Here is a 24,418-nt window from a genome sequence, read left to right as displayed (position 1 = left end):
CTCTCCGGCATCAAATCTTCGTCTCGGTGCCGACATCTCCCGGGACGACCATTGCGACGCCGTCCACGGCACGGCACAGTCGGGCACGTGGACGCCTCGCCCGCGGCCCTCGGCCGCGCGACGCTCGCCCGCCAGCACCTGCTGGAACGGGCCCGCCTGCCCGTGCCCGACGTCGTGCGCGCCGTCGGCGCCGTCCAGGCGCAGGAGCCCGCCGCGCCCTACCTCGCGCTCTGGAACCGGGTCGCCGGGTTCGACCCCGCCGACCTCGACGACGCCTTCACCAGCGGCACGCTCGTGCGGTCCACGCTCCTGCGGATCACGCTGCACGCCGTGCACGCCGACGACTGGGCGCCGTTCCACCGCGCCGTCACCGACCCGCTGCGCGGATCCCGGCTCAACGACCGCCGGTTCGCCCCGGCCCGCCTGACGCCCGCCGAGGCCGACGACGTGCGCGACGCCCTGCTCGCCTTCGCGGCCCGGCCCCGCACCCAGGACGAGATCCTGGCCGAGCTGACGCGGCTCCTCGACGCCGACCGCGCCCCGGCCGCCTGGTTCGCGCTACGCACCCTCGCGCCGCTGCACCACGTGCCCACCGGACCGCCCTGGTCGTACACCCCGACCCGGCGGCACTACCGGGCGGGCGCCACCACCGCCGCGGACGCCCCACCGCCCGGCGACGACCCCGCCGTCGTGCACCTCGCACGGCGCTACCTCGCGGCGTTCGGACCCGCCACCGAGGCCGACCTCGGCCAGTTCACCATGCTGCGCCGCCCGTTCACCGGGCCCGCCCTCGCCGCGCTGCGCGACGAGCTCGTGCCCGTGGGCGGCTCCGGCCGCACCACGCTGTGGGACCTGCCCGACGCCCCGCGCCCCGACGCCGCCACCCCCGCCCCGCCGCGGCTCCTCGGCATGTGGGACTCCGTGCTGCTCGCGCACGCGGACCGCACCCGCGTCCTGCCCGAGGCCCACCGGCGGCACGTCATCCGCCGCAACGGCGACACCCTGCCCACGGTGCTCGTGGACGGGCACGTCGTCGGGGTGTGGCGCGCCACCGACGACGGCGTCGACGCCGCCCTGTTCGAACCCGTCGGCCGCGACGACCTGCGCGCGCTGGAGGCCGAGGCCGCCGCGCTGCGCACGTTCCTCGCCGACCGGGAACCGGCCGTGTTCGGCCGGTACCGCCGCTGGTGGGAACAGCTCCCCACCGACGACGTGCACCGGCTCGCCTGACGGACCACGACCCGCATCCCCGGCGGGGCGCACGGGCCCTGGACTGCGACGGCCCGACACGACGGAGGGCGACGACCCGGTGCCTCCACCGGGTCGTCGCCCTCGTGCGTGCGGGGGTGCGTCAGCAGGCGACGCAGGGCACCTCGTCGCCGGTGGCGCGGCCGGTGCGCCCGGCGCCGGCGAACCGGCGACGGTCCCGCACGGCGACCCGCGCCGCGGCGACCCGCTCGGCCCAGGTGAGGCGGCGGGCGTCCAGGCGGAACGTCGTCGCGGCGGCCGCGTCGGACGTCAGCGCCCGCGCCTTCTCGGGCGCACGGCGGCCGTACTTGGCGCGGAACGCGGCGTCCAGCGGGCCGTGCACCTCGGGGGCGACCTCGGCGAGCGTCACCGGGTGCTGCGCCCCGCCGACCAGGAGCCGGGCCCGGCCGTGCGCCACCGGCGCGCCGCCCGGCATCGACCGCACGTACAGGTCACGGCCGTGGACGACCGTCCAGGCCGCCACCCCCGGGCCGTCGTCGGTGAGCAGGCGGGCGGTGGGTGTCGACGCGAGGTCTCGCAGGCTGGGGATGGCGGTCATGGGCGTCTCCTCGCGGTGGTGCGGTCGGGCGGTCGTGACGTGCGTGGGATGGATAGAGGTGTCCTCTGTCGGGGATGGGGATCGACGGGTCCAACCGCTGTGACCTGGCGCGCATTCCCGGGACGGTCCCCGCGCACCGGATCTTCACCGGGCCGGTCCACCTCGCCCGCGACACGGCCGTCACCGCGGGGCCGGGCTGCTCGCCGCCGCGGGGATCTCCCGGCACTTCGCGGGCGTCCTCGGCCCGCAGGCGGCGGTCAGCCGGGGAACGGGATCCTGAACCGCACGTCGGCGACGGGCACGACCAGCGTCGAGCCGTCGTCCGTCCAGCGCTCCGGGACGAGGAACAGCGTGCCGTCGCCCTCGGCGAGCAGCCGCAGGCCGGTGTACCGGAACCGGAACCGGTCGCCGTCGTCGGCCCGCAGCGCGGTCTGCGCCACGACGTCGTCGCCGAGCTGGAGGCGCTGCTCCGTGTCGAGGACGACGGCGGGCAGCACGGTGAGGTCGGCCGCGAGGTCCGACGCCTGCGTGTAGCCCGCCCACTGCGCGATCGTCGCGGTCGCCCAGAACAGGGCGGCGACCACGGTGAGCACCAGGAGCACCTCGACCGTGCGCACCGGGTCGGCGGCGCGTGCGGGGAGCGCCTCCTCCCCGTCCCCGGTGGGGACGTGGCCGGCCAGCACCAGGCCGTAGGCCGCGAGCGCGGCCCCGCAGCCCAGCACCAGCGGAGCGACCAGCGGGAACAGGACCCAGTCGCCCGCGACGGGGAACGCCAGCACGAGCACCACGCCGAGCACCAGCACGCCGGCGCCTCCACCCGTCAGGAGGCGGGCGGTCCGGCGGTACGCCGCCGCGTCCGCGGTGGCCAGGCGACGTCGCACCACACCGTCGGCGACCAGCAGCACCGCTCCCCCGAGCAGCAGCACGAGCATCGGGACCAGCAGCACCCCCGGGCTGCGCATCACGAAGTCCTGCGTGCCCAGGCCCAGCAGGTCCACGTCGACACCGAAGTACTCGAGCTGCGCCTGCGTGTGCACGTACCCGAAGTAGAACAGCACCGCCGTCACCAGGGTGACCGGTGCGACGACGCCGCCGACCACCGACCACACGTGCGCGATCGTCCCGCGGCGTGCCGAGTTCCCGGTCGCGGGGGCCGTCACGACGTGCCGCCCGTGCCGGACGACCCGTCGCCCCCGGTGTCGGTGTCCGTGTCGGTGTCGGTGTCCGTGTCGGTGTCGGTGTCGGTGTCCGTGTCGGTGTCGGTGTCGGTGTCCGTGTCGGTGTCGGTGTCCGTATCGGTGTCGGTGTCCGTGGACGGCGACTCGATCGGCCAGCCGAAGGGCGCGAACAGGGTCCAGAAGGCCCGGCCCCCGACGTCGGCGGCGTACTGGTCGCAGAGCTGTTGCGTGTCGCACCGGGCGTAGGCGTCGAACTCGACCGTGACCGACGTGGCGTCGGGCGAGTCGGGCCGGACGGCGACGGTGCAGGCGGTGCGGCCGGTGTCCAGGGTGGCGCCGGCGCACCGAGCCGAGCCCGGGCAGTCGGCGTCGACGACCGACGCGCCGTCCACGCTGACGTCCCGGATCGTCACCGCGACGCCCGCCGGCGGGGGCGGGTCGTGGAACGCCTCCCCGCACCAGACGTCCCCCACGAGCTCCGCGTCGCCGCCGATCGGCAGGCCGGCCAGCTCGATGCGCGGCGTCCCGTTGCCGTTCCCGTTCCCGTTGCCGTTGCCGTTCTCCGAGGCCGTGCTCTGGTCCGTCGACCGTTCGCCGTCGTCGCCCGGTGGCGCGGTCACGACACCGCACCCCGCGGAGACGGCCAGCAGCAGCGCGGCGGCCAGCACGGCAAGTCGTCGTCGCACGTCCGTCACCCCCCTGACCGACGTGGCCGGAGCGCACCGGGCGCACCGGCCCCTGCACGTGGGGAGCGACGTCGCGGACCGGCTGATACGTGCGCCGGGCGACCGGGGTCAGTGCCCGGTGGTCCGGTGCTGCCGCCGACCCAGCCACTTGACGGCCTCGACGGCGAGGAAGACGACGACGGACAGGGCGAGGCACTTGCCCCACTCGGCGGCGCCGATCGGGGCGGAGGCGAACCAGTCGTGCATGACGGGGACGTAGACGAACACGCACTGGAGGACGAGGAGGGCGCCGGCGGAGATCCAGATGACGCGGTTCCCGCGCAGCACGTCCACGGTGAGGCTGGACCGGTCGAGGAACCGGCAGTTGAACAGGTAGGCGAGCTGGCCGAGTGCGAGCATGGTGACGGCCGTCGTCTGGGCCTCCGCCAGCGGGGCGCCCTGCGCGCGCTCCAGGTAGAACAGGGCCATGGTGGCGCCGCCGATGAGCACCGACACCACGAGGATGCGGCGCAGGAACACGGCGTCCAGGATGTTCGCGGCCGGGTCGCGGGGGGCGCGTCGCATGACGCCGGGCTCGGCGCGCTCGTAGGCGAGGCCGAGGGACAGGGTGACGGCGGTGATCATGTTGATCCACAGCACCTGCACGGGCGCGAGGGGCAGCACGAGGCCGAACAGCACCGCGACGAGGATGACGAGGGACTGGGCGCCGTTGGTCGGCAGGAGGAACAGCACGGACTTGCGGATGTTGTCGTAGATCCGCCGCCCCTCCTCCACGGCACGCTCGATGGTCGCGAAGTTGTCGTCCGCGAGGACGACCTCGGCGGCCTCCTTGGTGGCCTCCGTGCCCTTGATGCCCATCGCGACGCCGACGTCGGCCTGCGTGAGGGCGGGGGCGTCGTTGACGCCGTCGCCCGTCATCGCGACGACCTCGCCGTGCGACTGCAGGGCGGAGACGATGCGGATCTTGTGCTCCGGGCTGGTGCGCGCGTACACGTCGACGTCGCGGACCACGGCCTTGAGCTGCTCGCCGGTCATCGCCTCCAGCTCGGGCCCGGTGAGGACGGTCGGGGCGTCCGCGCCGTCGGCCGGGTGGTCGACGATGCCCATCTCGCGGCCGATCGCGACGGCGGTGCCCGCGTGGTCGCCGGTGATCATCTTGACGCGGATCCCGGCCTGCCGGCACTCGGCGATGGCGTCCACCGCCTCGGGGCGTGGCGGGTCCACGATCCCGACGAGCCCGCACATCTCCAGGCCGCGGTCCACGTCATCGGCGTCCAGGCGCGTGGCGTCGGCGGGGGCGGTGGTGCGGGCCGCGGCGAGGACCCGCAGGCCCTGCGCGCCGAGCTCGTCGATGTGCGCCTCCCACGCCGCCCGGTCCAGCGGTGCGGATCCGCCGTCGGGCGTCGTCTGGGTGGCGCAGCGGTCCAGCACGCGGTCCGGCGCACCCTTGAGGTGCACGAACCCGGCGCCCGACGGGTCGCGGTCGAGCGTCGCCATGAACTTGTTCGCCGACTCGAACGGCACCACGGCCGCCCGGGTCCACCCGGCCGGGTCCACACCGGCCTTGGTCCCGAGCGTGCGCAGCGCACCCTCGGTGGGTTCCCCGACGAGCCGCCAGCCGTCCGGGTCCTCGGCGTCCGGCACGAGCCGGGCGTCGTTGCAGAGCATCATCACGGTGGCCAGCGCCGCGAGGTCGGGGTGCCCGGCGAGGTCGGCGCGCGCCCCGCCGGTGGTGGTGACCTCCCCGACGGGGGCGTAGCCGATGCCGTCGACGCCGAACGTCCCCTGCGCGGTGCGGACGGTGCGGGCCGTCATCTCGTTCTTCGTCAGGGTGCCCGTCTTGTCCGAGCAGATCGTCGTCACCGAGCCGAGGGTCTCCACCGCGGGCAGCTTGCGGGTGATGGCGCGGCGGCGCGCCATCTGCTGCACGCCGAGGGCGAGGGTGATGGTGACCAGGGCGGGCAGGCCCTCCGGCACGGCGGCGACCGCGAACCCGATGGACGCCGAGATCAGCTCGGGCACGTCGAAGTCGTGCAGGACCCGGCCCACGATCACCATGACGACCGCCATGACGAGGATGAGGACGGCCAGCACCTTGCCGAACCGGTCGAGCTGCTTCGTCAGGGGCGTCTCCAGGCTCTCGACCTCGGAGATCATCGTCTGGATGCGGCCGATCTCCGTGGCCCGCCCGGTGGCGGTGACGACGCCGACGCCCTGCCCGGCCGCGACGAGCGTCCCGGAGAACAGCATGCTGGTGCGGTCCCCGACGCCCGCGTCGGCCGCGACGGGCGCCGCCGACTTCGACGCCGGCACGGACTCGCCCGTCAGGGCGGACTCCTCCACCCGCAGGTTCGTCGCGTCCAGGAGCCGCACGTCCGCGGGCACGCGGTCGCCCGACCGCACCCGCACCACGTCGCCCGGCACGACGTCGTCCGCGTCGACCGACGCCCACGCACCGTCCCGCCGCGCCTCGGCGTGCGTGGAGAGCATCCGGCGGATGCCGTCGAGGGCGCTCTCCGCACGCCCTTCCTGGACGAACCCGATCGCCGCGTTGATCACCGCGACGGCGAGGATGACGGTGAAGTCGACCCAGTCCCCCAGGGCCGCCTTGAGCACGGCGGAGACCAGCAGGATGTAGATGAGGATGTCGTCGAAGTGCACGAGGACCCGCTTCCACAGCGGGTCGCGCTGCGGCGGCGGGAGGCGGTTGGGCCCGACGTCGGCCAGCCGCGCGGCGGCGTCGTCCGCGGCGAGCCCGTCCCGGGAGGTCGTCAGGGCGTCGAGCACGGCGCCGGGCTCGTGGGCCCAGGGCGCCGTGATGGTCCCGGTCGTGGCGTCGGACGTCGAGGACATGGGTCCATTCGACCCCTCGGGGTCGGGTCGTGCGCGACGAACCCGCCGCCACCGCGCCGGTGTGACGACATCAACACCCCGAAGCGTCGTGAAGAGGCCACACGTGCCCCTAGGCTCGAGGCCATGGACGCGCGCGAGGTGACGCACCTGCCCGGTCGACGACACACCCGCGGGTGGGTGTTCGGCAGCATGCTCGCCTCGGCGCTCATCAGCCTCACCGCGTCCCTCGTGCTGTCGATCGATGCCGTCGTCCTCGCCGCGAACCCCGAGGCCGACCTCTCCTGCAACCTCAACGCCGTCCTGTCGTGCGCCGACGTCGCCCTGTCCTGGCAGGCGCAGGTCCTGGGCTTCCCCAACGCCTTCCTCGGGCTCATCGCCGAGCCCGTGGTCATCACGATCGCCGTGGCGAGCCTCGGCGGCGTGAGGTTCCCCCGCTGGTTCATGGCGGCCGCGCAGGGCGTCTACACGATCGGCCTGCTGTTCGCGTACTGGCTGTTCGTCCAGTCGTACTTCGTCATCCACGCGCTGTGCCCGTGGTGCCTGCTCGTCACGGTGTCCACCACGGTGGTGTTCATGACGCTGCTGCACTGGAACGTCATGGAGGACAACCTCTACCTGCCGCGGCGCGTGCAGCGGTGGGCCGTCTCCATGGTGCGCATCGACGCCGACGTCTACCTCACCATCACGTGGATCGTGCTGCTCGCCGCCGCCATCGTCTGGCGGTACGGGTACGTCCTGATCGGCTGACGACCCTCGCGGCGGACCTCAGAAGTCCCTCACGCCCCTTGACCGGGCACGACGCGGCCCCCACGCCAGCCGGCACCCCCTCCGAGGAGGCCCCCGACGGACCGGCCGCGGCCCTGCCGGAGTGCGACGGATTCCTGCTGAGCGAGGGCGAGGAGATCGACGGGCGGACCGTCGGGGAGTGCGTGGCCGCGGCGATGGTGCTCGCCGGCAGCGGCGTGCAGCGGGTCGACTCCGACGACGGCACTTCGTCGACGGTCAGCTTCCGCTGGGACCCCGACTACGCGATGAGCGTCGACGGCGACCAGCAGGTCGTCGTCGAGGGCGACACGGGCTGGGTGCGGATGCCGGGCACCGGATGGGTGCAGGCGGACCCGGACTCGTCGGACCCGCAGGTGGTGATGGCGACCGGCGTCGTCGACCTGGTCCGGGTGTTCTCCGACCCGCGCGTGCTGGCGGAGGGGTTCGCGGCCGCACCCACGTGGACGGTCGTCGAGGAGGCCCCGGTCCCGGCCGACGACGCCGTGGCGGACGTGGCCTGGCGGCTCGAGCCGGAGGGCGGGGTGCTGCCGCTGGGCGACGTGTCGGTGACCGACTACGAGCTGTGGCTCCGCCCCGACCACCTCGGTGTCCTCGCGCGGGGGACGAGCAGCTACGCGGGCGTCAGCGTGACGACCAGCAACACGTTCCTGAGCTGGGGCGGCGACGTCGACATCCCGGATCCCTCGGCCTCCTGAACGGCCGCGGCGGGGCGCCCTGCGTGCACCCCGCGGAGCACTCGTGAAGCCTCGGCGAACATATCGGGCAACGATCACTACCTATTGACTTTCGATAGGCACGGGCACGAGGGTCGTCCCCATGTCCCGGACCTCACGCCTCGTCGTCCCGCTCCGCGTCGTCCTCGCCGCCGTCCTCGGCGCGCTGCTCGCCACCCAGGTCGCCGTGCTGCCCGCGGTGTTCGCGCACATGGCCGACCAGACCCCCGAGCTGGCCGCCCTCCGGTGGCCGCTGCTCGCGCTGACGGTCGTCGTCCTCGCCTGCGTCGAGGTCGTCGTCGTGTGCGCCTGGCGGCTCCTGACGATGGTCCACGAGGACCGCATCTTCAGCGACCGGTCGCTGCGCTGGGTCGACGTCATCCTCGGTTCCGTCGCGGTGGCCTGGCTCCTGGTCCTCGTCGCCGCGCTGCTCGTCGCCGCGGCCGTCGGCCCCACCGGCGTCGCCGCGGTGCTGCTCGTCGTCGTCCTCGTCGGCGCCGCCGTCGGGCTGCTCATGGTGGTGCTGCGTGCCCTGCTGGTCCAGGCCACGACGCTGCGCACCGACCTCGACGGGGTGATCTGATGCCCATCGTCGTCCGCCTCGACGTCGAGCTCGCGCGCCGCAAGATGAGCGTCGGCGAGTTCGCCGACCGCGTCGGCCTCACCCCCGCCAACGTCGCCGTCCTCAAGAACGGCCGCGCCAAGGCCGTCCGGTTCTCCACGCTGGAGGCCATGTGCCGGGTCCTGCGCTGCCAGCCCGGCGACCTGCTCGAGTGGGTCGACGACGACGGTGAGGAGCCCCGATGACCGGCCGCGCGCCGTCCACGGACGTCCTCGTCGTCGGCGCCGGCCTCGCCGGGCTGCACACCGCCACTGGGCTCGCCCGCCGCGGCCACGACGTCGTCCTGGCCGAACGCCGCCCCGACCTCACCGGCACCGTCCGCACCACCGGGATCTTCGTGCGTCGCACCCTGGAGGACTTCGACCTGCCGCCCGCGCTCCTCGGGCCTCCCGTCCGCCGCATGGTGCTGTACCCGCCGTCCCACCGCCGGCCCGTCGTGCTCGACAGCCGCCGCGACGAGTACCGCGTGGGCGACATGCGCGGCCTCTACCGCGACGGTGCCGAGCAGGCCGCCGCCGCCGGCGTGCGCATCCTGCTGGGCACCCGCTACGTCGGCCGGAGCGCCGGGCGGCACCTCCTGGAGGGCCCGGACGGCGCGGTCGAGATCGCCGCCCGGTACGTCGTCGGGGCCGACGGGGCCCGGTCCGGCGTCGCCCGCGAGCTCGGGCTCGACCGCAACCGGGAGCTCCTCGTCGGCGCCGAGCACGTGTTCGACGTGCCCCGCCGGGACGTCGTGCCCGCGTTCCACTGCGTCGTCGACCCCCGGCTCGCACCCGGGTACCTCGCGTGGGTGCTCGACGACGGCGAGCACGCGCACGTGGGCGTCGCCGGGTACGCGCGCCGCTTCCCGCACGGCATGCACCACGCGCTGCGGCAGTTCGCCGCGGCGGCCCCCGGACTGCGCGGGACCACCCGCCCGGACCAGGTCGAGCACCGCGCGGGACCGATCCCCGTCGGCGGGCTGCTGCGACGCATCGCGTCGCCCGACGGCCTGCTCGTCGGCGACGCCGCCGGCGCCGTCTCCCCGCTCACCGCAGGGGGGCTCGACCCGTGCCTGCGCCAGTCCGCGCACGCCGTCGACGTCCTCGACGATGCCCTGCGCACCGGCCGGCCCGACCCGCTGCGCCACTACGACGGCGCCGCGTTGCGGACGCAGTTCCGCGGCCGGATCGCGATGCGGCGCGGACTGAGCCTCGTCCGCACGCCGGCCGTCGCCGAGGCCGGGGTCGCCGCCCTGCGCACGCCACCGGGACGCGCCGCGGCCCGGCAGATCCTGTTCGGCGACGGATCGTTCCCCGACCCCGTGCCGGTCCCCGTGCCGCCCGTCCCCGCGCGCGTCGAGCGTCTCCGAACGTCAGCGAAACGGCCCTGACGGCGGACGTTCAGAGACGCTCGGCGGGTGCGGGCGCACGGCCGACCGGCCCGGTCAGTCCGCCCGCGCGGTCGGCGCACCCTCGGCGGTCGGACCCGACGACGTGGCGGACTCGGCGAGCGCCGTCGCCGCCCAGGTCGCCAGCAGCCGCAGCCCGTCGTCGGACGGCGAGCCGGGCGCGGCGGTGTACACGTTGAGCTGGAGCCCGGGGTCGCCGGGCAGCTCGAGCGCCTCGTAGTCGAGCTCGAGGTCGCCCACGGCCGGGTGGTGGAACACCTTGGTGCCGGTGCGGTGCAGGCGGACGTCGTGCGACGCCCACAGGCGGCGGAAGTCCTCGCTGCGGGTGGACAGCTCGCCGACGAGCCCGGTGAGCGTCGAGTCGTAGGGGTTGCGCCCGGCCTCGGTGCGCAGGATGGCGACGGCGTCGTGCGACACCTTCGCCCACCGGTCGCCCCAGAAGCGTTGCGCGCCGGGGACGTCGAGGAAGTGGAAGCGGGCGGTGTTGAGCGGCCCGGCGGGGTCGTACGACGGGGAGTCGTACATGGGCGCGTACAGGGCGCGGCCGAGCGTGTTGGTGGCGAGGACGTCGAGGCGGCCGTTGCGGACGGCGACGGCGGCACCCGTCATGGTGTCGACCATGCGCTGCACGACGGGCCGCACGGTGGCGGGCCTGCGACGCTTCGCCCGCGTCCGTGCGGCGCCGCTCGCGTTGGCGGCCCGCGCGAGGTCGGCGAGGTGGAGCCGTTCGGCCTCGTCGAGCTGGAGCGCCTCCGCGAGCGCCTCCAGCACGGACTCGGACACGCCGCCGAGGTTCCCGCGTTCGAGGCGCGTGTAGTAGTCGACGCTGACGCCGGCGAGCATCGCGACCTCCTCGCGCCGCAGCCCCGGCACGCGCCGGTTGCCGCCGTAGGCGGGAAGCCCCGCGCGGTCCGGGGTGATCCGGGCGCGGCGCGAGGCGAGGAACTCTCGTGTCTCGGCCTTCAGGTCCATGCCTCGACGGTACGTCCCGGCGCCCGCGCGCGGGAGGTACTGCCGGTACCGGGCACGTCCGGGACTCCCCCGCGAGCACCGGCCGTCGTGGGATGGACGTCATGACCACCACCCGCACCCCGGCCCCGTCCTCGGCCGCGCCGTCCCGCACCAGCCAGTACCTGCAGGACGTGCGCGGGTTCTCCGCGCTCCTGGCGGGGGTGGCGTACTTCCCGATGACGGCGGTGAACTTCGTCGTCGCGCTCGCCGTGCCGCGCCTCCAGCGGCGCACGAGCGGGCCGGTGCTGCTCGTCGCGGGCCTCGTGCTCGCGGTGGCGGGCATGGCGTGGCTGGGCCTGATCGACGACGGCACGTCGTACGCCGTCGGGGTGGCGCTGCCGATGGCGCTGATCGGCGCCGGGCAGGGGCTCGCTTTCGGGCCGCTGACGGCGTCCGGGATCGCCCGGGTCGACGCGGCGGACGCCGGCGCGGCCTCGGGTGTCGTCAACACGTTCCACCAGCTCGGCGGCGCGCTGGGCCTGAGCCTGGTCCTGGCCGTCACGACGACGTTCGGCGGGGCGATGCTCGCCGGGTCGGTGCTGCTGGGCGCGGCACTGGTGGCCGCCGTCGTCCTCGTCCTGCCGAGCGCCGCCGGCGTGCGGCGTCAGGCTCGAGGGGTGTCCGGTGAGCGGGGTACCAGCAGGGCCTCCCGCCGCACCCGTCCCGTTCCTACCGTGAGAGGCATGACCGTGAACCAGATCCCCGCCCTCACCCTGAACAACGGGGTCGAGATGCCCGCCCTCGGGTACGGCGTCTTCCAGACCCCGCCCGACGAGACGGTCACCGCGGTCGAGGCCGCGCTGGCCACCGGCTACCGCCACGTGGACACCGCCGCGGCGTACGGCAACGAGCGGGAGGTCGGCGAGGCGATCCGCCGCTCCGGCGTCCCCCGGGACGACATCTTCCTGGAGACGAAGGTGTGGATCAGCGACTTCGGGTACGACGCGACGCTGCACGCGTTCGACAAGAGCGCCGGCAAGCTCGGCGTGGAGCAGCTCGACCTGCTGATCCTGCACCAGGCGCTGCCGAGCCGGTTCGACCTCACCGTCGACGCGTACCGCGCCCTGGAGAAGCTCCTCGCGGACGGCAAGGTCCGCGCGATCGGTGTCAGCAACTTCATGCCCGAGCACCTGGACCGGCTCCTGGACGCGACGACCGTCGTGCCGGCCGTCAACCAGGTCGAGGTGCACCCGTACTTCCGCCAGCCCGACGTGCTGGCCGCGGACGCCGCGCACGGCATCCTCACGCAGGCGTGGTCGCCGATCGGCGGCATCACGTTCTACCGGGACGGCGAGCACACCAGCACGCTGCAGGACCCCACGATCCTGGGCATCGCGGCGGCGCACGACGCCACCGCCGCGCAGGTGATGCTGCGCTGGCACCTGCAGCAGGGCCGTTCCGCCATCCCGAAGTCGGTCACCCCCAGCCGCATCGCCGAGAACTTCGACGTGCTCGGCTTCGAGCTGTCCGACGCAGAGCTCGCGGCGATCGACGCCCTCGACACCGGCGTGCGCGGCGGGCCGGAGCCGGAGGCGATCACGTTGGAGACCTTCGGCCGCGACATCCCCGAGGCCTGAGCCGGAGCGCAGCACAGGGTGGGGGCCGAGGAACGAGGCACCCGCCCGACGCGCAGCGCAGGCTCCGGCCGACCATCCGGCCCGAGGCCTGAGCCGGAGCGCAGCACAGGGTGGGGGCCGAGGAACGAGGCACCCGCCCGACGCGCGGCGCAGGCTCCGGCCGACCGTGGAGAGGAGTTCTGATGCAGTACCGACCGCTCGGACGCACCGGCGTCCAGGTGAGCCCGTTGACCCTCGGGGCGATGATGTTCGGCCCGTGGGGCAACGAGGACCGCGAGGACTCGATCCGGATCGTCCACCGTGCGCTGGACGCCGGGATCAACGTGGTGGACACGGCCGACGTGTACTCGGCGGGGGTGTCGGAGGAGATCGTCGGCGACGCGCTGGCCGGTCGTCGTGACGACGTGTTCCTGGCGAGCAAGTTCTTCATGCCGATGGACGACGACCCGAACCACCGGGGCGGTTCGCGGCGGTGGATCGTCCGCGAGGTCGAGAGCACGCTGCGCCGGCTGAGGACCGACCACCTGGACCTCTACCAGGTGCACCGCCCGAGCCCGGACACGGACGTGACGGAGACGCTCGGCGCGCTGACGAACCTGGTCCGCCAGGGCAAGGTGCGGTACATCGGCTCGTCGTCGTACTCGGGTTCGCAGATCGTCGAGGCGCAGTGGGCGTCGCGGGACCGGAACCTGGAGCGGTTCGTCACCGAGCAGCCGCCGTACTCGATGCTGGTGCGCGGCATCGAGCAGGACGTCCTGCCGACCGTGCAGCGGTTCGGCATGGGGACGTTCACGTACAGCCCGTTGAGCGGCGGCTGGTTGTCCGGCCGCTGGCGCAAGGGGGCGGCGTCCGCCCCGACGTCGGCTGCCCGCCCGGGGGCCCGGTTCGACATGTCGAGCCCGGCGAACCAGCGCAAGCTCGACGTGGTCGAGGATCTGGCGCTGCTCGCCGACGAGGCCGGTCTGTCGCTGCTGGAGATGGCGATCGCGTTCGTGATCAACCATCCGGGCGTGACGTCGGCGATCGTCGGGCCGCGCACCCTGGAGCAGCTGGAGTCCTACCTGCCCGCGGCGGAGCTGACGCTCCCGGCGGACGTCCTGGACCGGATCGACGAGATCGTCGCGCCCGGGGTGACGGTCAACCCCGACGACGACAGCTACGGCACCCACGAGCTGACCCCGGCGGCGCGCCGCCGCTGAGGCGCGCACGCGGACCTTCACGCACCAGCACACGCACCATCGAGAGGCTTCCCCACCATGCGAGCAACGTTCATGTACGGCGCCGGCGACGTCCGCGTCGAGGAGGTCCCCGACCCGACGGTCCAGGAGCCGACCGACGCGGTCGTGCGGATCACCCTGGCGTGCGTCTGCGGCTCCGACCTGCACCCCTACCACTCCAGGCCCGCGGGCTCGGAGGGCGTCCCGATGGGCCACGAGTTCCTCGGTGTCGTGGAGCAGGTCGGCGACGCGGTCACCGATCTCGCGCCGGGCGACCTCGTCGTCTCCCCCTTCGCGTACTCGGACAACACCTGCCCGTTCTGCCGCGAGGGCTTCCACACGGCCTGCCAGCACGGCGGGTGGTACGGCGCGGGCGGCGTCGGCGGGGCCCAGGCGGAGAAGATCCGCGTCCCGCAGGCGTCGGGCACGCTGGTCAAGCTCCCGGCGGACGTCGACGAGAAGCTCCTGCCCTCGCTGCTGACGCTGGCGGACGTCTACCTGACCGGCTACCACGCCGCCTTCATGGCGAAGGTGCGGCCGGGGCAGACCGTCGTCGTGATCGGTGACGGCGCCGTCGGCCTGTCCGCGGTGCTCGCGGCGCAGCAGATGGGCGCCGCGAAGATCGTCCTCATGGGCCGGCACAAGGACCGCACGGACCTCGGCCGCCAGTGGGGCGCGACGGACGTCGTCGCCGAGCGCGGCGACGAGGGCGTCGCGCAGGTCATGGAGCTCACCGGCGGCGAGGGTGCGCACGCCGTGCTCGAGGCCGTGGGCCACATGCCCGCCTACGAGCAGGCCTACCGGATCGTCCGCCCCGGCGGCGTCATCTCCCGCGTGGGCGTGCCGCAGTACGAGGAGGCGCCCGTCGGCTTCGGGTCCCTGTTCGGCAAGAACGCCACGCTCAACGGCGGCCCGGCGCCCGTGCGGGCGTACATCGAGGACGCGATCGCCCAGGTGCTGAACGGCGAGCTCGATCCCGGCGCCGTGTTCGACGCCGAGGTCTCGCTCGACGACGTGGCCGAGGGCTACCGGCTCATGGACTCGCGCGAGCGGATCAAGGTCCTCGTGCGTCCGTGACCACCACCCCACCCACCACCCACCAGCCGCAGGAGGCAACCGATGCCCACACCGGCCGCACGCCGCCACCACGACGAGCTGTTCGGCGACCGCACGTCGACCCTCGCACGGACCGACCCGGAGCTGGTCGAGTACTTCGACAACTTCGCGTTCGACGACGTCCAGGCCGACGCGCCCCTCGAGGTGCGCACGCGGGTCCTGGTCCAGCTCGCGGCGCTCGTCGCGCTCGGCGCCCTCGGCGAGTTCCGGGAGCTGGCCGGCGGCGCGCTGCGGGTGGGCGTGACCCCGGTGGAGCTGAAGGAGGTCGTCTACCAGGCGGTGCCCTACGTCGGCATGGGCCGGGTCCGCGACGTGCTGCAGGCGACGAACGAGCTGCTCGTCGAGCGCGGGGTCGACCTGCCGCTGCCCGGGCGGTCCTCGACGACGCCGCAGGACCGCGCCGAGAAGGGTCGCGCGGTCCAGGAGCAGATCGTCGGCCCGGAGACGGTCGCCGCGCTGTACGAGAACGCCCCGGACGACACGCTGCACGTCCAGCGCTACCTCTCGGCCAACTGCTTCGGGGACCACTACACGCGCGGCGGGCTCGACGTGCCGACGCGGGAGCTGCTCACGCTGTCGATGCTGGTCGCCCTGGGCGGCGCGGACCCCCAGGTGGCCGGGCACTTCGCCGCCAACGTGCGCGTCGGGAACGACCGCGCGACGCTGATCGCGGTGATCACCCAGCTGCTGCCCTACGTGGGCTACCCGCGCACGCTCAACGCCCTGCGCGCCCTCGACACGGTCGCCCCGGCGACGCAGGACTGAACCGCCCCGACACAGGAGTCCCCCTGGACAGCGCTTCGACGACGCGGTGCTCGACGACGGTCACGTGGACGTCGTCGTGTCGAACGCGGGCTGCCACGGGCTGTTCGGCGGCCGAGGGCAGAGGGACGCCCAGGTCGACCTGCCGGCATCACACCGAGGAGGAACCATGACCGACTGGAACCCCGCCGACCTGGCGGCGATCGACCGTGCGGGCGAGCTCGACGTCGCCGCGCACCGCCCCGACGGCACGCTGCGCACGCCCCGCATCGTGTGGCACGTCGTCGTGGACGACCAGCTGTTCGTCCGGTCGGTGCGCGGCACCGAGGGTGCCTGGTACCGGGGCGTGCAGCGCACGGGCACGGGCCGGATCGAGTCCGGCGGCGTCGCCGCGGACGTGACGTTCACCGACGACCACGACCACGACGCCGCGATCGACCAGGCGTACCGCGCGAAGTACGGCGGCGGGTCGGCCGTCGCGGCGATCACGAGCCCGACGGCGGCCGCGACGACGCTGCGGGTCGACCCGGCCTGAGCCGGGACGCGGTCGAGCGTCCCTGGACGTCAGCACGACGGTCTCGACGGCTGACGTCCAGGGACGCTCGACGGGCGGCCTACGACACCGTGGTGTCGAGGACGAACGTCACCGTGGTGGCGTTGCCCGCGACGTCCTTCACGACCAGGGTGTTCTCCCCCGCGACGGCGCCGAACACGCCGGGCCGCACGAAGTTGAGGTCGGACCAGACGTTGTCCGTCAGGTTCTTCTCGACCCCGTTGAGGGTGAGCCGGTCGATCTTGTGGGCGTCGTACAGCTTGAACGACACCTTGGCGTAGGTGCCGTCGGCGCCCACGGTGTCGTCGCTGCCGGACTTCACGGTGACCTTCGGCGCGACGGCGTCGAGGAAGAACTCCACCGTGGTGGTGTTCCCCGCGACGTCGTGCACGACGAGGGTGTTGTCCCCGGCGACGGCGCCGAACACGCCGGGCCGCACGAAGTTGAGGTCGGACCAGACGTCGTCCGTCAGGTTCTTCTCGACCCCGTTGAGGACGACCTTGTCGATCTTGCCCTCGTCGAACAGCTTGAAGGACACCTTGCCGTAGGCGCCCTCGACGCCGGTGGTGAACTCCGACCCGGTCTTGACGGTCACCGTCGGGGCGGTGGTGTCGGCCGGGGCGTCCGCCGTCACGGTGAGGTCGCGCAGGCGGCCGTTGTTGTCGAACGAGCCGAAGCCGACGCGGCCCTCGCCGAACGTGGTGTCGTTCGCCGTGAGCAGCGGGGTGTCGAGCCCGTCGACGTAGACGGCGATGTCGCCGGAGTCGGCGCACCGCACGACGCGGACGTCGTGCCACTCCTCGTCGGTGACCGCGGGGGGTGCGCCGACGGCGCCGTCCCACTGGTCGTCGATCCGCTCCCGGTCGACGTTGTTCACCTTGAAGATGCCGTTGTGGGCGTAGATCGTGTTGTCCTGCGAGAGGTGGGCGTAGTAGTACTCGGTGTCCGACTGCCAGCCGAAGACGACGATGACGTCACGGTTGTTGACGGACGCGGGGGCGTCGAGCCGGACCTGGCCGGTCAGGTCGAATGACCCGAGCTCGGGGCCCTCGGTGAGCACGGCGTACTCGAACGGGCGGCGGATGCCGTCGTTCGGGTTGGTGCCGGGCTCGGTGAGGACGACCTCGTCGCCGGGGAACGCCCACTTGGACGGGGTGCGCGGCGCCCAGTCGTCGGCCGACATGACGTCGGTGATCTCCTGGCCGTCGGGTGCGCACGACGGGGCCTCGGGCTCGACGGGCTCGCCGGCGCCGAACAGGGCGTACTGCGCGGCGACCTGCGCGGGCGTCGGGGCGACGTCGAGGAGCATCAGGTCGTCCATGCGGCCGTTGAACGGGTTGGCCTCCCGCGTGTTCTGCGGGTAGCTGCCGCCGATCTTGATCCCGGCGGGTGCGGTGTCGGACGTCGACCCGGATCCCCACGTGTTGGACGCCGTGTAGGTGCCGTCGAGCTCCTCGCCGTTCATGAAGAGCTTCATCTCGCCGTCGGCGAAGTCGAACGTGGCGGCGAGGTGGACCCACTTCCCCTTCTGCAGGATGTCCTGCCAGGGCAGGTCCGCGGCGTAGGTCCACGACCCGGCCCCGTCGACCCGGCGGCCGAGCGCGACGACCTTGAGCTCGCCGTTCACGGTGATGACCTCGAGGAGCGCCCGGACGGCGTGGCCGTCGGAGGTGCCGGTGAGGACGCCCGCGAGGCCGATCGCGTTGTACCGGTCGTCCGGGTTGGACGTGCCGGAGTTGAGGGCCGGGTGGTCGCCGGTGGGCTTGAACCAGCCCATGACGGCGGCCTCGTCGGTCCCCGCGAACGCGTCGAGGGTGTCGACGCCGCTCGCGTCGTAGACGCCGGCCTTCCAGTCGTCGTTGGACGCCGTGCGGGGGCTCATCTGCTGCGTCTGCAGCGCCTCGCCCGCGCCCGGGTAGGCCCGGTCGGCGACGCGCATCTCGACGCCGCCGTTGATGAGGTCGATGTTCGTGCCGGACCAGCCCTGGTCGGCCTCCTTCGTGGGCGACCCGGCCACGGGGTGGTCGAAGTCGTAGTGGGCGACGAGGTTCCCGGCGAGCTCCGGCAGGGCGAAGGGCGACTTCGCGGAGACCGTCCGGGCCCCGGTGACCCTCCAGATCTTCCCGTTCGCCTTGGCGACGAGGTACAGCTCGCCGTCGGCGGAGCCGAACCGCAGGTCGACGCGGTTGTCCCCGACGAGCTCCTGGAAGGTGGTCTCCTCACCGTCCACGAACACGCGGAGCTGCTCGATCGTGGCGAGGTCCGCCACGTCGCCGTCGTTGCGGACCATCTCGTCCGCCTCGGTGGCGAGCACCCAGCCGCGCACCAGGTCGGTGAACACGTACTTGCCGCGCAGCTCGGGGATCTCGCCGCGGTACACGAAGCCGCCGTTCACGGCCACGCCCGCGTCACCGGTCTGACCGGGGTCACGGTTGTGGTCGTAGGCCGCCACCGGGTAGGTGAAGCCGGCGTCGTCGGCGGGCAGCGGGTAGATCTGCCGGTTGTCGGCGCGGAACGAGCCCTCGCGCACGGACCAGCCGAAGTTGTCGCCCGGCTCGACGGCGTAGATCGACTCGACCTGCCACTCGCCGATGTGCCCGAGGTACATCGTGTGGTCACCGGCCGGGTCCCAGCTGATACGGTGCGGGTCGCGCAGACCGACGGCGTAGATCTCCGGCAGCGCCGCGGCGTCGTCGAGGAACGGGTTGTCGGCGGGGATGCCGTACTCGCCGTTCGCGGAGTCGTCGCCGGACGGGTCGATCCGCAGGATCTTGCCCTGCGGGGTGGCGAGGTCCTGCGGGTTGCCGTTGCCGACGCCGTTGCCGCCGTCGCCGACGAGGACGTACAGGTTGCCGTAGTCGGCGTCGCCCTCGGACACGGTCGGGTTGAACGCGATCTGCTGGACGGTGTGCACGCGCCCGGCGAACGGGACGCGCAGGATCTCCCGGGACGTGCCGGAGAACGTCGCGGCGGACGGGTCGTCCGCCTTCCACTCGGTGATGACGCTGTGGAAGGCCGTGTTGCCGTAGCCGGGGAAGTCGGGCGTGTCCTGGGTCAGCGCGGTGCCGGCCTCGGTGTGCACCGTGTAGAACAGGCCGTTCTCGGCGAAGTCCGGGTGGAACTCGGCCGCGCCGAGCCCGGTGCCGAGGCCCGCGCTGTTGTGGAAGTTGTCGATGAACGCCTCGCGCACGTCCAGGTACGGGACGTACTCACCGGACTCGTCGTCCACCAGGTAGAGGATCGCGTTGTTGTCCGGCACCATGAGGCGGCCCGAGCCGTCCGGCACCTCGTCGAGGTGCGTGATGCGGTTGTGCCGCACCAGACGCTGGTCCTGCGTGGCCGGGGTCGTGTGCGACTCGGGGAGCTGCGCCAGCTCGGTCACCTCGATGCCGAGCGTCGACATCTCCGGGTCCGGCAGCGGGTTGAGCAGCGGCGCGTCGGGCTGGGTGCCCCCGGCCGCGCAGTCCGCCGGGTTGCCCGTCGGGTTGCCGAGGTTCACGCCCGTGTTGTCCACCGCGACGTCGTCGAGCATGAGCCGCCCGGTGCTGCTGGACCCGTTGATCCAGAAGAACCGGTCCAGCGCGCCGTTGACGGCCTGCCGGAACCCGAACTGCCGCTCGGTGCCCTCGGGCAGCCGGGTGATGTCCTCGTACGGGCCGCCCTGGCTGTACACGGTCACCTTGTCGGCGGCGTTGTCCGCGACGATCCACACGCACTGCCACGTGTCCCGGGACCACACGCCGGCGGGCGTGAACGCGCCGCCGTCGCGCACCAGCATCACGTCGTTGTTCTGGTTGTTCACGTACGCGCGGCTGTTCGGGTAGTCGGACGGCGCGTCGACGTCGGTGAGCCCGAACGACGTGTCCACGCTGCCGGTCCGCATGAACCGGAAGAACAGCGTGCCGGTGTCCCCGTCCGCGATGGGCGGGATCGCCCGGTAGGACTTCTGCCCCCCGCCCACGGACTCCAGGACCTGGTTGTTCGCGTTCAACGGGTCCGCGATGACGCGGGGCGCCGTGGACGACGTCCAGCCGTCCTGCCCGTTCAGCGCGGTCCGCTCGTACTGCTCGAAGCTCAGCAGCTCGGTGAACTCGGCGGGTTCGTCCGCCGCGGCGGCGGGGAGGGTCGTCAGGGCGGCCCCGACGAGTGCGGTCGCCGTGACGGCGGCCGCGAGTCGTGCGGCACCCGAGGGTGCGGGGCCGCGGTCGGTGCGTCGTGAGCCGGTCGCCCACGGTCTGGTGGTGCGCTGTTGCATCCGTCTGCCTCTCAACGTCGTTGTCGATTCCGGATGTGCCTTCACTGCCACCCGTCGGGCGTGGTGCGCCCGACGGGAGTCCTGCGTGGCTGCGCGCGCAGCCACCACCGGTGCCCGGTTCGAGGTCACGGGCACCGGTGGGGGTCGGTGGGGGTGCTGCTCCGACGCCGAGCGTCTCTGAAAGTCCGGGTCCGGGCCCTCATGCCGGACTTTCAGAGACGCTCGACGGGGTGGGACGCCGTCAGCGGACCGCCGTCCCCGACGGGCGTCCGCCCAGGTAGAGCTCGGACAGCTGCGGGTCGGCGAGAAGCTCGGGCGCCGGGCCGGTGATGTGGACGCGGCCGAGGTCGAGGACGCAGCCGATGTCCGCCGTCTCGAGCGCGCGGCGGGCGTTCTGCTCCACGAGCAGCACGGCCACGCCGGCGTCGCGCATCCGCACGACCTGCTCGAACACGGTGCCGGTGGTCTTCGGGTCGAGACCCATCGACGGCTCGTCGAGCAGCACGACCCGCGGGCTCACCATGAGCGAGCGCGCGAACTCGACCTGCTTCTGCTGCCCGCCGGACAGCAGGCCGGCGAGCTGCTTCCACCGCTCCCCCACGATGGGGAACAGCTCCTGGACGAACGCGACGCGCTCGGCGATCTTCTCCTTGTCGCGCAGCGAGTACGCGCCGAGGAGCACGTTCTCCGCGACCGTCATCTCGCGGAACACGCTGTGCCCCTGGAGCACGTGTGCCAGGCCGGAGGACAGCATCTCCTGCGGTCCCTGCCCGGTGACGTCCTGCCCGCCGACGAGGATGCGTCCCGACCGCGGCTTGAGCAGGCCGCTCGCGACCTTGAGGACGGTGGACTTGCCGGCGCCGTTCGGCCCGACGAGGCACACGACCGTGGCGGCCGGGACCCTGATCGTCAGACCGCGCAGCACCATCGCCGCCCGGCCGTACCCGGCCTGGACGTCGTCCAGCTCGAGCAGGTACTCGGACCCCTGCGCGGGGTTCTGGTCAGACGCCAAGGTAGGCCTCCAAAACTCGCGGGTCGGACTGCACGACGGCGGGGGTGCCCTCGGCGATGGGGGCGCCGCGGTCGAACACGATGACGTGGTGCGACAGGCTCATCACCATGTCCATGTTGTGCTCGACGACGAGGAACGTGCGGCCCTCGGCGTTGAGCTCCTGGACGAGGGTCCCGATGCGCCCGATGAGGGCGGGGTTCACGCCGCCGGCGGGCTCGTCGAGCATGATCGTGTCGGGGTCGCCCATGAGCACCCCGGCGAGCTCAAGGAGCTTCTGCTGCCCGTAGGACAGGTTGCGCGCCTCGACGTTCTCCAGGTGGTCGATGCCGACCCGCACGAGCAGCGCGCGGGCCTTGTCGATCTCCTCGGCGTTGCGGGCGCCGCGCAGCAGGTCGGTGACCTTCGTGCGCCGCACGGCCACCAGCATGTTCTCCAGCACGGTCATGCGGGGGAACACGCGGCACAGCTGGAAGCTGCGGCCGATCCCGGCCCGCGCGATCTTGTGCGGGGCCTTGCCGGTGATGTCGTCGCCCTTGAACGTGACCGTCCCGGAGTCGGGCTTGATCATGCCGGTCACGCAGTTGAAGAACGTCGTCTTGCCCGACCCGTTCGGGCCGATGAGGGCGTTGATCTTGCCGTGGTGGAACGTCACGGTGGCGTCCCGCACGGCGTGCACCCCGCCGAACGACTTGGTGAGGCCGACGGTCTCGAGGTTGCGGGTCGTCGGCGGTGCGGTGGTGGTGGTCATCGGTCCTCCTTCGGGCCCGACCGCGGACGGCGGGCCGCATCTTCCGTCCGCTCGCTCGTGCCTCGCGCGCTCCCGTCGGGCCCGCCACGATGCGGCCCGTCGTCCTCGACCGCGCTCCCGGCGGTCTCGGAGGCCGAGGTGGCGGAGGCCGCGGCGGCACGGTTGCGCTCCAGGAGCTCGGCCGCCGTGATCTCGCGGATCGAGGAGTCCTGCGGGCCGAACCGCTTGAAGAGGCTCGCGACCGCCGGGATGATCCCGTCTGGCATGAACAGCACGACCACGCCGAGCAGCAGGGCGGTGGCGACGAGGTGGAGCTGGGTGTCGCCGAACTCGAGCTTGAAGTACTCCAGGCCGACGCCCACGATGACCGCGCCGAGCAGCGGGCCGAACAGGTGCCGCACCCCGCCGAGCAGGGCCATGAGCACCATGTAGGTGCCGAGCATGATGGAGAACTGGAAGATCGGGTCGAGGTCGCCGAACCAGAGGGCGTACAGGCCGCCGGCCAGGCCGGTGAACGTTGCCGAGGTGACGTAGGCGACGAGCTTGTAGTTGCGCGTCGGAACGCCGAGCGCCTGGGCCTTGTCCTCGTCCTCGCGGACCGCCTTGAGGCCGGTGCCGAATCGGGAGCGGTCGATCGCCCACCAGCAGACCAGCATGACGGCGAGGAGCGCCGCGAACAGGTAGAAGAACACCTGGTGGTGCTCGGGGCGCAGCAGGTCGGGGAACGGGCGGGGCACGACGAGGCCGTCGGAGCCGCCGGTGAACGCACCCCACGCCTGGAAGACGAGCAGCAGGATCAGCACGAACGAGATGGACACGATGACGAACGACGCGCCGCGCACCCGCAGGGCCGCGATGCCGACGGGGATCGTCACGAGGAGCACGACGACCCCACCCAGCAGCAGGGCGACGAAGCTCGGCAGGCCGACGTCGCGGATCAGCAGGCCGGTGGCGTACGCCCCGAGGCCGAAGAACGCGGCGTGGCCGAGCGACACGTAGCCGGTGAAGCCGCCCATGAAGTTCCAGGCGGTGGCGGTGCAGGCGTAGCTGAGGACGACGACGCCCGCGGACAGGATGTACGGGTTGGGGGCGATCGTCGGGAAGGACAGGACGAGGGCGACGCCGACGACGAGCGCGACGAGGCGCACGATCCGGGCGGTGCCGGGCCGCCGCGGGGCGGTGGCCGTGGCGGCGGGGCCGGCGGGTGCCGGCGTGCCGGTGGACACGTCCTGGGTGGGCCGGGTGTCAGAAGCGTTGGGCAAGGCGACCTCCGAAGAATCCCTGGGGCCGCAGCATCAGCGTCGCGAACAGCGCGACGTAGAAGATGGTCTGCGCCCACGTGGTGCCCAGCGGCACCTGGAGCAGGCTCTGGCCGATGCCGAGCACCATGGCGGCGACGGCGGCGCCCGGGATGGAGCCCAGGCCGCCGACGACGATGATCGCCATGAGCGGGCCGATCCAGTGCCAGTGCAGCGACGGGTAGATCGTCGCGTCGAGGGAGAGCGCGGTGCCGCCGATCGCGGCGGTCGCGAGGCCGAGGCCGAAGCCGAAGCCCGCCACCCGGTCGGTCTTGATGCCGACGAGCTGGGCGGCCTCCTTGTGCTGGATGGTGGCGCGCAGCGCGAGTCCGAACCGGCTGTACTTGAGCAGCAGGTACAGCAGGCCGAGCGACAGGGCGGCGAGCGCGAACGCGACGAGCTTGACGACGGCGACCTGGGCGCCGAGGAACGTGATGCTCTCGCCGGAGTACGGGAGCTGGATGCGGCGCTGGGTGCCGCTCCAGACGAAGCCGATCATGCCCTCGATGAAGAGCGCGACGGCGAACGTGAGGAGCACCGACATCATGGTGAGCGTCGCGGGCCGCAGCCGGGTGATGAGGAGCCGCTGCATGCCGACCCCCATGAGGAAGAACAGCGGCACCGTGATCACGAGCGACAGCAGCGGGTCCATGCCGGTCTGCTGGTTGAAGTACCAGGCGAGGTACGCGGCGAGGATGAGGAACGCCGAGTGGGCGATCATCACGACGCGCATGACGCCGAAGTACAGGGTGAGGCCCGCCGCCAGGAGGGCGTAGAGCCCTCCCAGCAGCACGCCGAGCACGAGGCTCTGGAAGAGGAGCGTGGTGGTCACGT

The 24,418-nt window shown here is 73.0% G+C and carries 21 protein-coding genes and 1 pseudogene; 12 read left to right on the top strand and 10 right to left on the bottom strand.

Annotation, left to right across the window (positions count from 1 at the left end; all coding sequences use genetic code 11):
• Nucleotides 1-87 precede the first annotated feature (87 nt).
• Complete coding sequence (locus tag ATJ88_RS01185) at nt 88-1,230, top strand: winged helix DNA-binding domain-containing protein (protein WP_098462143.1); 1,143 nt, start codon at nt 88-90, stop codon at nt 1,228-1,230.
• A gap of 121 nt (nt 1,231-1,351) precedes the next feature.
• On the opposite strand, the gene ATJ88_RS01180 is transcribed toward ATJ88_RS01185, so the two are convergent.
• The 4 genes from ATJ88_RS01180 to ATJ88_RS01165 all read right to left on the bottom strand — a co-directional run bounded on the left by ATJ88_RS01180 (nt 1,352) and on the right by ATJ88_RS01165 (nt 6,524).
• The gene (locus ATJ88_RS01180) at nt 1,352-1,807 is read right to left on the bottom strand and encodes a DUF2255 family protein (RefSeq protein ID WP_098462141.1); all 456 of its coding nucleotides are present in this window, start codon (nt 1,805-1,807) and stop codon (nt 1,352-1,354) included.
• Nucleotides 1,808-2,064: 257 nt separating this feature from the next.
• Entirely contained in the window at nt 2,065-2,967 is a 903-nt protein-coding gene (locus ATJ88_RS01175; protein WP_098462140.1) for a hypothetical protein, read from the bottom strand.
• Entirely contained in the window at nt 2,964-3,671 is a 708-nt protein-coding gene (locus tag ATJ88_RS18500; RefSeq protein WP_211287436.1) for a hypothetical protein, read from the bottom strand. The genes ATJ88_RS01175 and ATJ88_RS18500 overlap by 4 nt, the downstream gene beginning before the upstream one ends.
• A gap of 108 nt (nt 3,672-3,779) precedes the next feature.
• A complete protein-coding gene (locus ATJ88_RS01165; RefSeq protein ID WP_098462138.1) occupies nt 3,780-6,524 on the bottom strand; it encodes an HAD-IC family P-type ATPase in 2,745 nt (914 codons plus the stop codon).
• 123 nt (nt 6,525-6,647) lie between these two features.
• Here ATJ88_RS01165 and ATJ88_RS01160 point away from each other — a divergent pair, with 123 nt between their 5' ends.
• The 5 genes from ATJ88_RS01160 (at nt 6,648) to ATJ88_RS01140 (ending at nt 10,017) form a co-directional block, all read left to right on the top strand.
• Nucleotides 6,648-7,271: a vitamin K epoxide reductase family protein gene (locus ATJ88_RS01160; RefSeq protein WP_098462137.1), complete on the top strand. Its 624-nt coding sequence runs from the start codon at nt 6,648-6,650 to the stop codon at nt 7,269-7,271.
• A 38-nt stretch (nt 7,272-7,309) separates the two neighbouring features.
• A complete protein-coding gene (locus ATJ88_RS01155) occupies nt 7,310-8,005 on the top strand; it encodes a hypothetical protein (RefSeq protein ID WP_098462135.1) in 696 nt (231 codons plus the stop codon).
• A 121-nt stretch (nt 8,006-8,126) separates the two neighbouring features.
• Entirely contained in the window at nt 8,127-8,606 is a 480-nt protein-coding gene (locus ATJ88_RS01150; protein ID WP_098462134.1) for a DUF2975 domain-containing protein, read from the top strand.
• Nucleotides 8,606-8,830: a helix-turn-helix domain-containing protein gene (locus ATJ88_RS01145; RefSeq protein WP_098462132.1), complete on the top strand. Its 225-nt coding sequence runs from the start codon at nt 8,606-8,608 to the stop codon at nt 8,828-8,830. The genes ATJ88_RS01150 and ATJ88_RS01145 overlap by 1 nt, the downstream gene beginning before the upstream one ends.
• On the top strand, nt 8,827-10,017 hold the full coding sequence (locus ATJ88_RS01140) for an NAD(P)/FAD-dependent oxidoreductase (protein WP_098462131.1): 1,191 nt from the start codon (nt 8,827-8,829) through the stop codon (nt 10,015-10,017). Before ATJ88_RS01145 ends, ATJ88_RS01140 begins: the two co-directional genes overlap by 4 nt.
• 54 nt (nt 10,018-10,071) lie before the next feature.
• Here the strand turns inward: ATJ88_RS01140 and ATJ88_RS01135 are convergent, their stop codons facing one another.
• Complete coding sequence (locus ATJ88_RS01135) at nt 10,072-11,007, bottom strand: helix-turn-helix transcriptional regulator (RefSeq protein ID WP_098462129.1); 936 nt, start codon at nt 11,005-11,007, stop codon at nt 10,072-10,074.
• 92 nt (nt 11,008-11,099) lie between these two features.
• Between ATJ88_RS01135 and ATJ88_RS18960 the strand changes: the two are divergent.
• From ATJ88_RS18960 to ATJ88_RS01110, 6 genes and pseudogenes are all read left to right on the top strand, one after another.
• Nucleotides 11,100-11,513: pseudogene (locus ATJ88_RS18960) on the top strand (MFS transporter); the annotation flags it as partial.
• A 216-nt stretch (nt 11,514-11,729) separates the two neighbouring features.
• Entirely contained in the window at nt 11,730-12,623 is an 894-nt protein-coding gene (locus ATJ88_RS18640; RefSeq protein WP_170023717.1) for an aldo/keto reductase, read from the top strand.
• A gap of 182 nt (nt 12,624-12,805) precedes the next feature.
• Nucleotides 12,806-13,822: an aldo/keto reductase gene (locus ATJ88_RS01125; RefSeq protein ID WP_098462126.1), complete on the top strand. Its 1,017-nt coding sequence runs from the start codon at nt 12,806-12,808 to the stop codon at nt 13,820-13,822.
• 57 nt (nt 13,823-13,879) lie between these two features.
• Nucleotides 13,880-14,917 (top strand): zinc-binding dehydrogenase, encoded by a 1,038-nt coding sequence (locus tag ATJ88_RS01120; protein ID WP_211287434.1) that lies wholly within the window; start codon nt 13,880-13,882, stop codon nt 14,915-14,917.
• A 42-nt stretch (nt 14,918-14,959) separates the two neighbouring features.
• Nucleotides 14,960-15,721, top strand: a complete 762-nt coding sequence (locus ATJ88_RS01115) for a carboxymuconolactone decarboxylase family protein (protein WP_098462123.1) — start codon at nt 14,960-14,962, stop codon at nt 15,719-15,721.
• A 166-nt stretch (nt 15,722-15,887) separates the two neighbouring features.
• Nucleotides 15,888-16,253, top strand: a complete 366-nt coding sequence (locus ATJ88_RS01110; RefSeq protein ID WP_098465041.1) for a DUF2255 family protein — start codon at nt 15,888-15,890, stop codon at nt 16,251-16,253.
• Nucleotides 16,254-16,332: 79 nt separating this feature from the next.
• On the opposite strand, the gene ATJ88_RS01105 is transcribed toward ATJ88_RS01110, so the two are convergent.
• The 5 genes from ATJ88_RS01105 to ATJ88_RS01085 all read right to left on the bottom strand — a co-directional run bounded on the left by ATJ88_RS01105 (nt 16,333) and on the right by ATJ88_RS01085 (nt 24,416).
• Entirely contained in the window at nt 16,333-20,526 is a 4,194-nt protein-coding gene (locus ATJ88_RS01105) for a PQQ-dependent sugar dehydrogenase (protein WP_098462122.1), read from the bottom strand.
• A gap of 241 nt (nt 20,527-20,767) precedes the next feature.
• Nucleotides 20,768-21,538: an ABC transporter ATP-binding protein gene (locus ATJ88_RS01100; RefSeq protein ID WP_245852042.1), complete on the bottom strand. Its 771-nt coding sequence runs from the start codon at nt 21,536-21,538 to the stop codon at nt 20,768-20,770.
• Nucleotides 21,528-22,286 carry an ABC transporter ATP-binding protein gene (locus ATJ88_RS01095; protein ID WP_098462111.1) on the bottom strand — a complete coding sequence of 253 codons (759 nt, stop codon included), beginning with the start codon at nt 22,284-22,286 and terminating at the stop codon, nt 21,528-21,530. The genes ATJ88_RS01100 and ATJ88_RS01095 overlap by 11 nt, the downstream gene beginning before the upstream one ends.
• Nucleotides 22,283-23,548, bottom strand: coding sequence for a branched-chain amino acid ABC transporter permease (locus ATJ88_RS01090; protein ID WP_245852041.1), 1,266 nt, complete (start codon nt 23,546-23,548; stop codon nt 22,283-22,285). The genes ATJ88_RS01095 and ATJ88_RS01090 overlap by 4 nt, the downstream gene beginning before the upstream one ends.
• Nucleotides 23,532-24,416: a branched-chain amino acid ABC transporter permease gene (locus tag ATJ88_RS01085; protein WP_098462109.1), complete on the bottom strand. Its 885-nt coding sequence runs from the start codon at nt 24,414-24,416 to the stop codon at nt 23,532-23,534. Before ATJ88_RS01085 ends, ATJ88_RS01090 begins: the two co-directional genes overlap by 17 nt.
• Between the last annotated feature and the right edge of the window lie 2 nt (nt 24,417-24,418).

The organism is Isoptericola jiangsuensis, from assembly GCF_002563715.1.
In the GTDB taxonomy this organism is placed as follows: domain Bacteria; phylum Actinomycetota; class Actinomycetes; order Actinomycetales; family Cellulomonadaceae; genus Isoptericola; species Isoptericola jiangsuensis.
This window is presented reverse-complemented; position numbering and strand designations above follow the sequence as displayed.

Coding starts and splice junctions, on each gene's coding strand:
- ATJ88_RS01180 (WP_098462141.1), bottom strand. CDS start 1,807: ATGACCGCCATCCCCAGCCTGCGAGACCTCGCGTCGACACCCACCGCC.
- ATJ88_RS01165 (WP_098462138.1), bottom strand. CDS start 6,524: ATGTCCTCGACGTCCGACGCCACGACCGGGACCATCACGGCGCCCTGG.
- ATJ88_RS01160 (WP_098462137.1), top strand. CDS start 6,648: ATGGACGCGCGCGAGGTGACGCACCTGCCCGGTCGACGACACACCCGC.
- ATJ88_RS01150 (WP_098462134.1), top strand. CDS start 8,127: ATGTCCCGGACCTCACGCCTCGTCGTCCCGCTCCGCGTCGTCCTCGCC.
- ATJ88_RS01145 (WP_098462132.1), top strand. CDS start 8,606: ATGCCCATCGTCGTCCGCCTCGACGTCGAGCTCGCGCGCCGCAAGATG.
- ATJ88_RS01140 (WP_098462131.1), top strand. CDS start 8,827: ATGACCGGCCGCGCGCCGTCCACGGACGTCCTCGTCGTCGGCGCCGGC.
- ATJ88_RS01135 (WP_098462129.1), bottom strand. CDS start 11,007: ATGGACCTGAAGGCCGAGACACGAGAGTTCCTCGCCTCGCGCCGCGCC.
- ATJ88_RS18640 (WP_170023717.1), top strand. CDS start 11,730: ATGACCGTGAACCAGATCCCCGCCCTCACCCTGAACAACGGGGTCGAG.
- ATJ88_RS01125 (WP_098462126.1), top strand. CDS start 12,806: ATGCAGTACCGACCGCTCGGACGCACCGGCGTCCAGGTGAGCCCGTTG.
- ATJ88_RS01120 (WP_211287434.1), top strand. CDS start 13,880: ATGCGAGCAACGTTCATGTACGGCGCCGGCGACGTCCGCGTCGAGGAG.
- ATJ88_RS01115 (WP_098462123.1), top strand. CDS start 14,960: ATGCCCACACCGGCCGCACGCCGCCACCACGACGAGCTGTTCGGCGAC.
- ATJ88_RS01110 (WP_098465041.1), top strand. CDS start 15,888: ATGACCGACTGGAACCCCGCCGACCTGGCGGCGATCGACCGTGCGGGC.
- ATJ88_RS01105 (WP_098462122.1), bottom strand. CDS start 20,526: ATGCAACAGCGCACCACCAGACCGTGGGCGACCGGCTCACGACGCACC.
- ATJ88_RS01095 (WP_098462111.1), bottom strand. CDS start 22,286: ATGACCACCACCACCGCACCGCCGACGACCCGCAACCTCGAGACCGTC.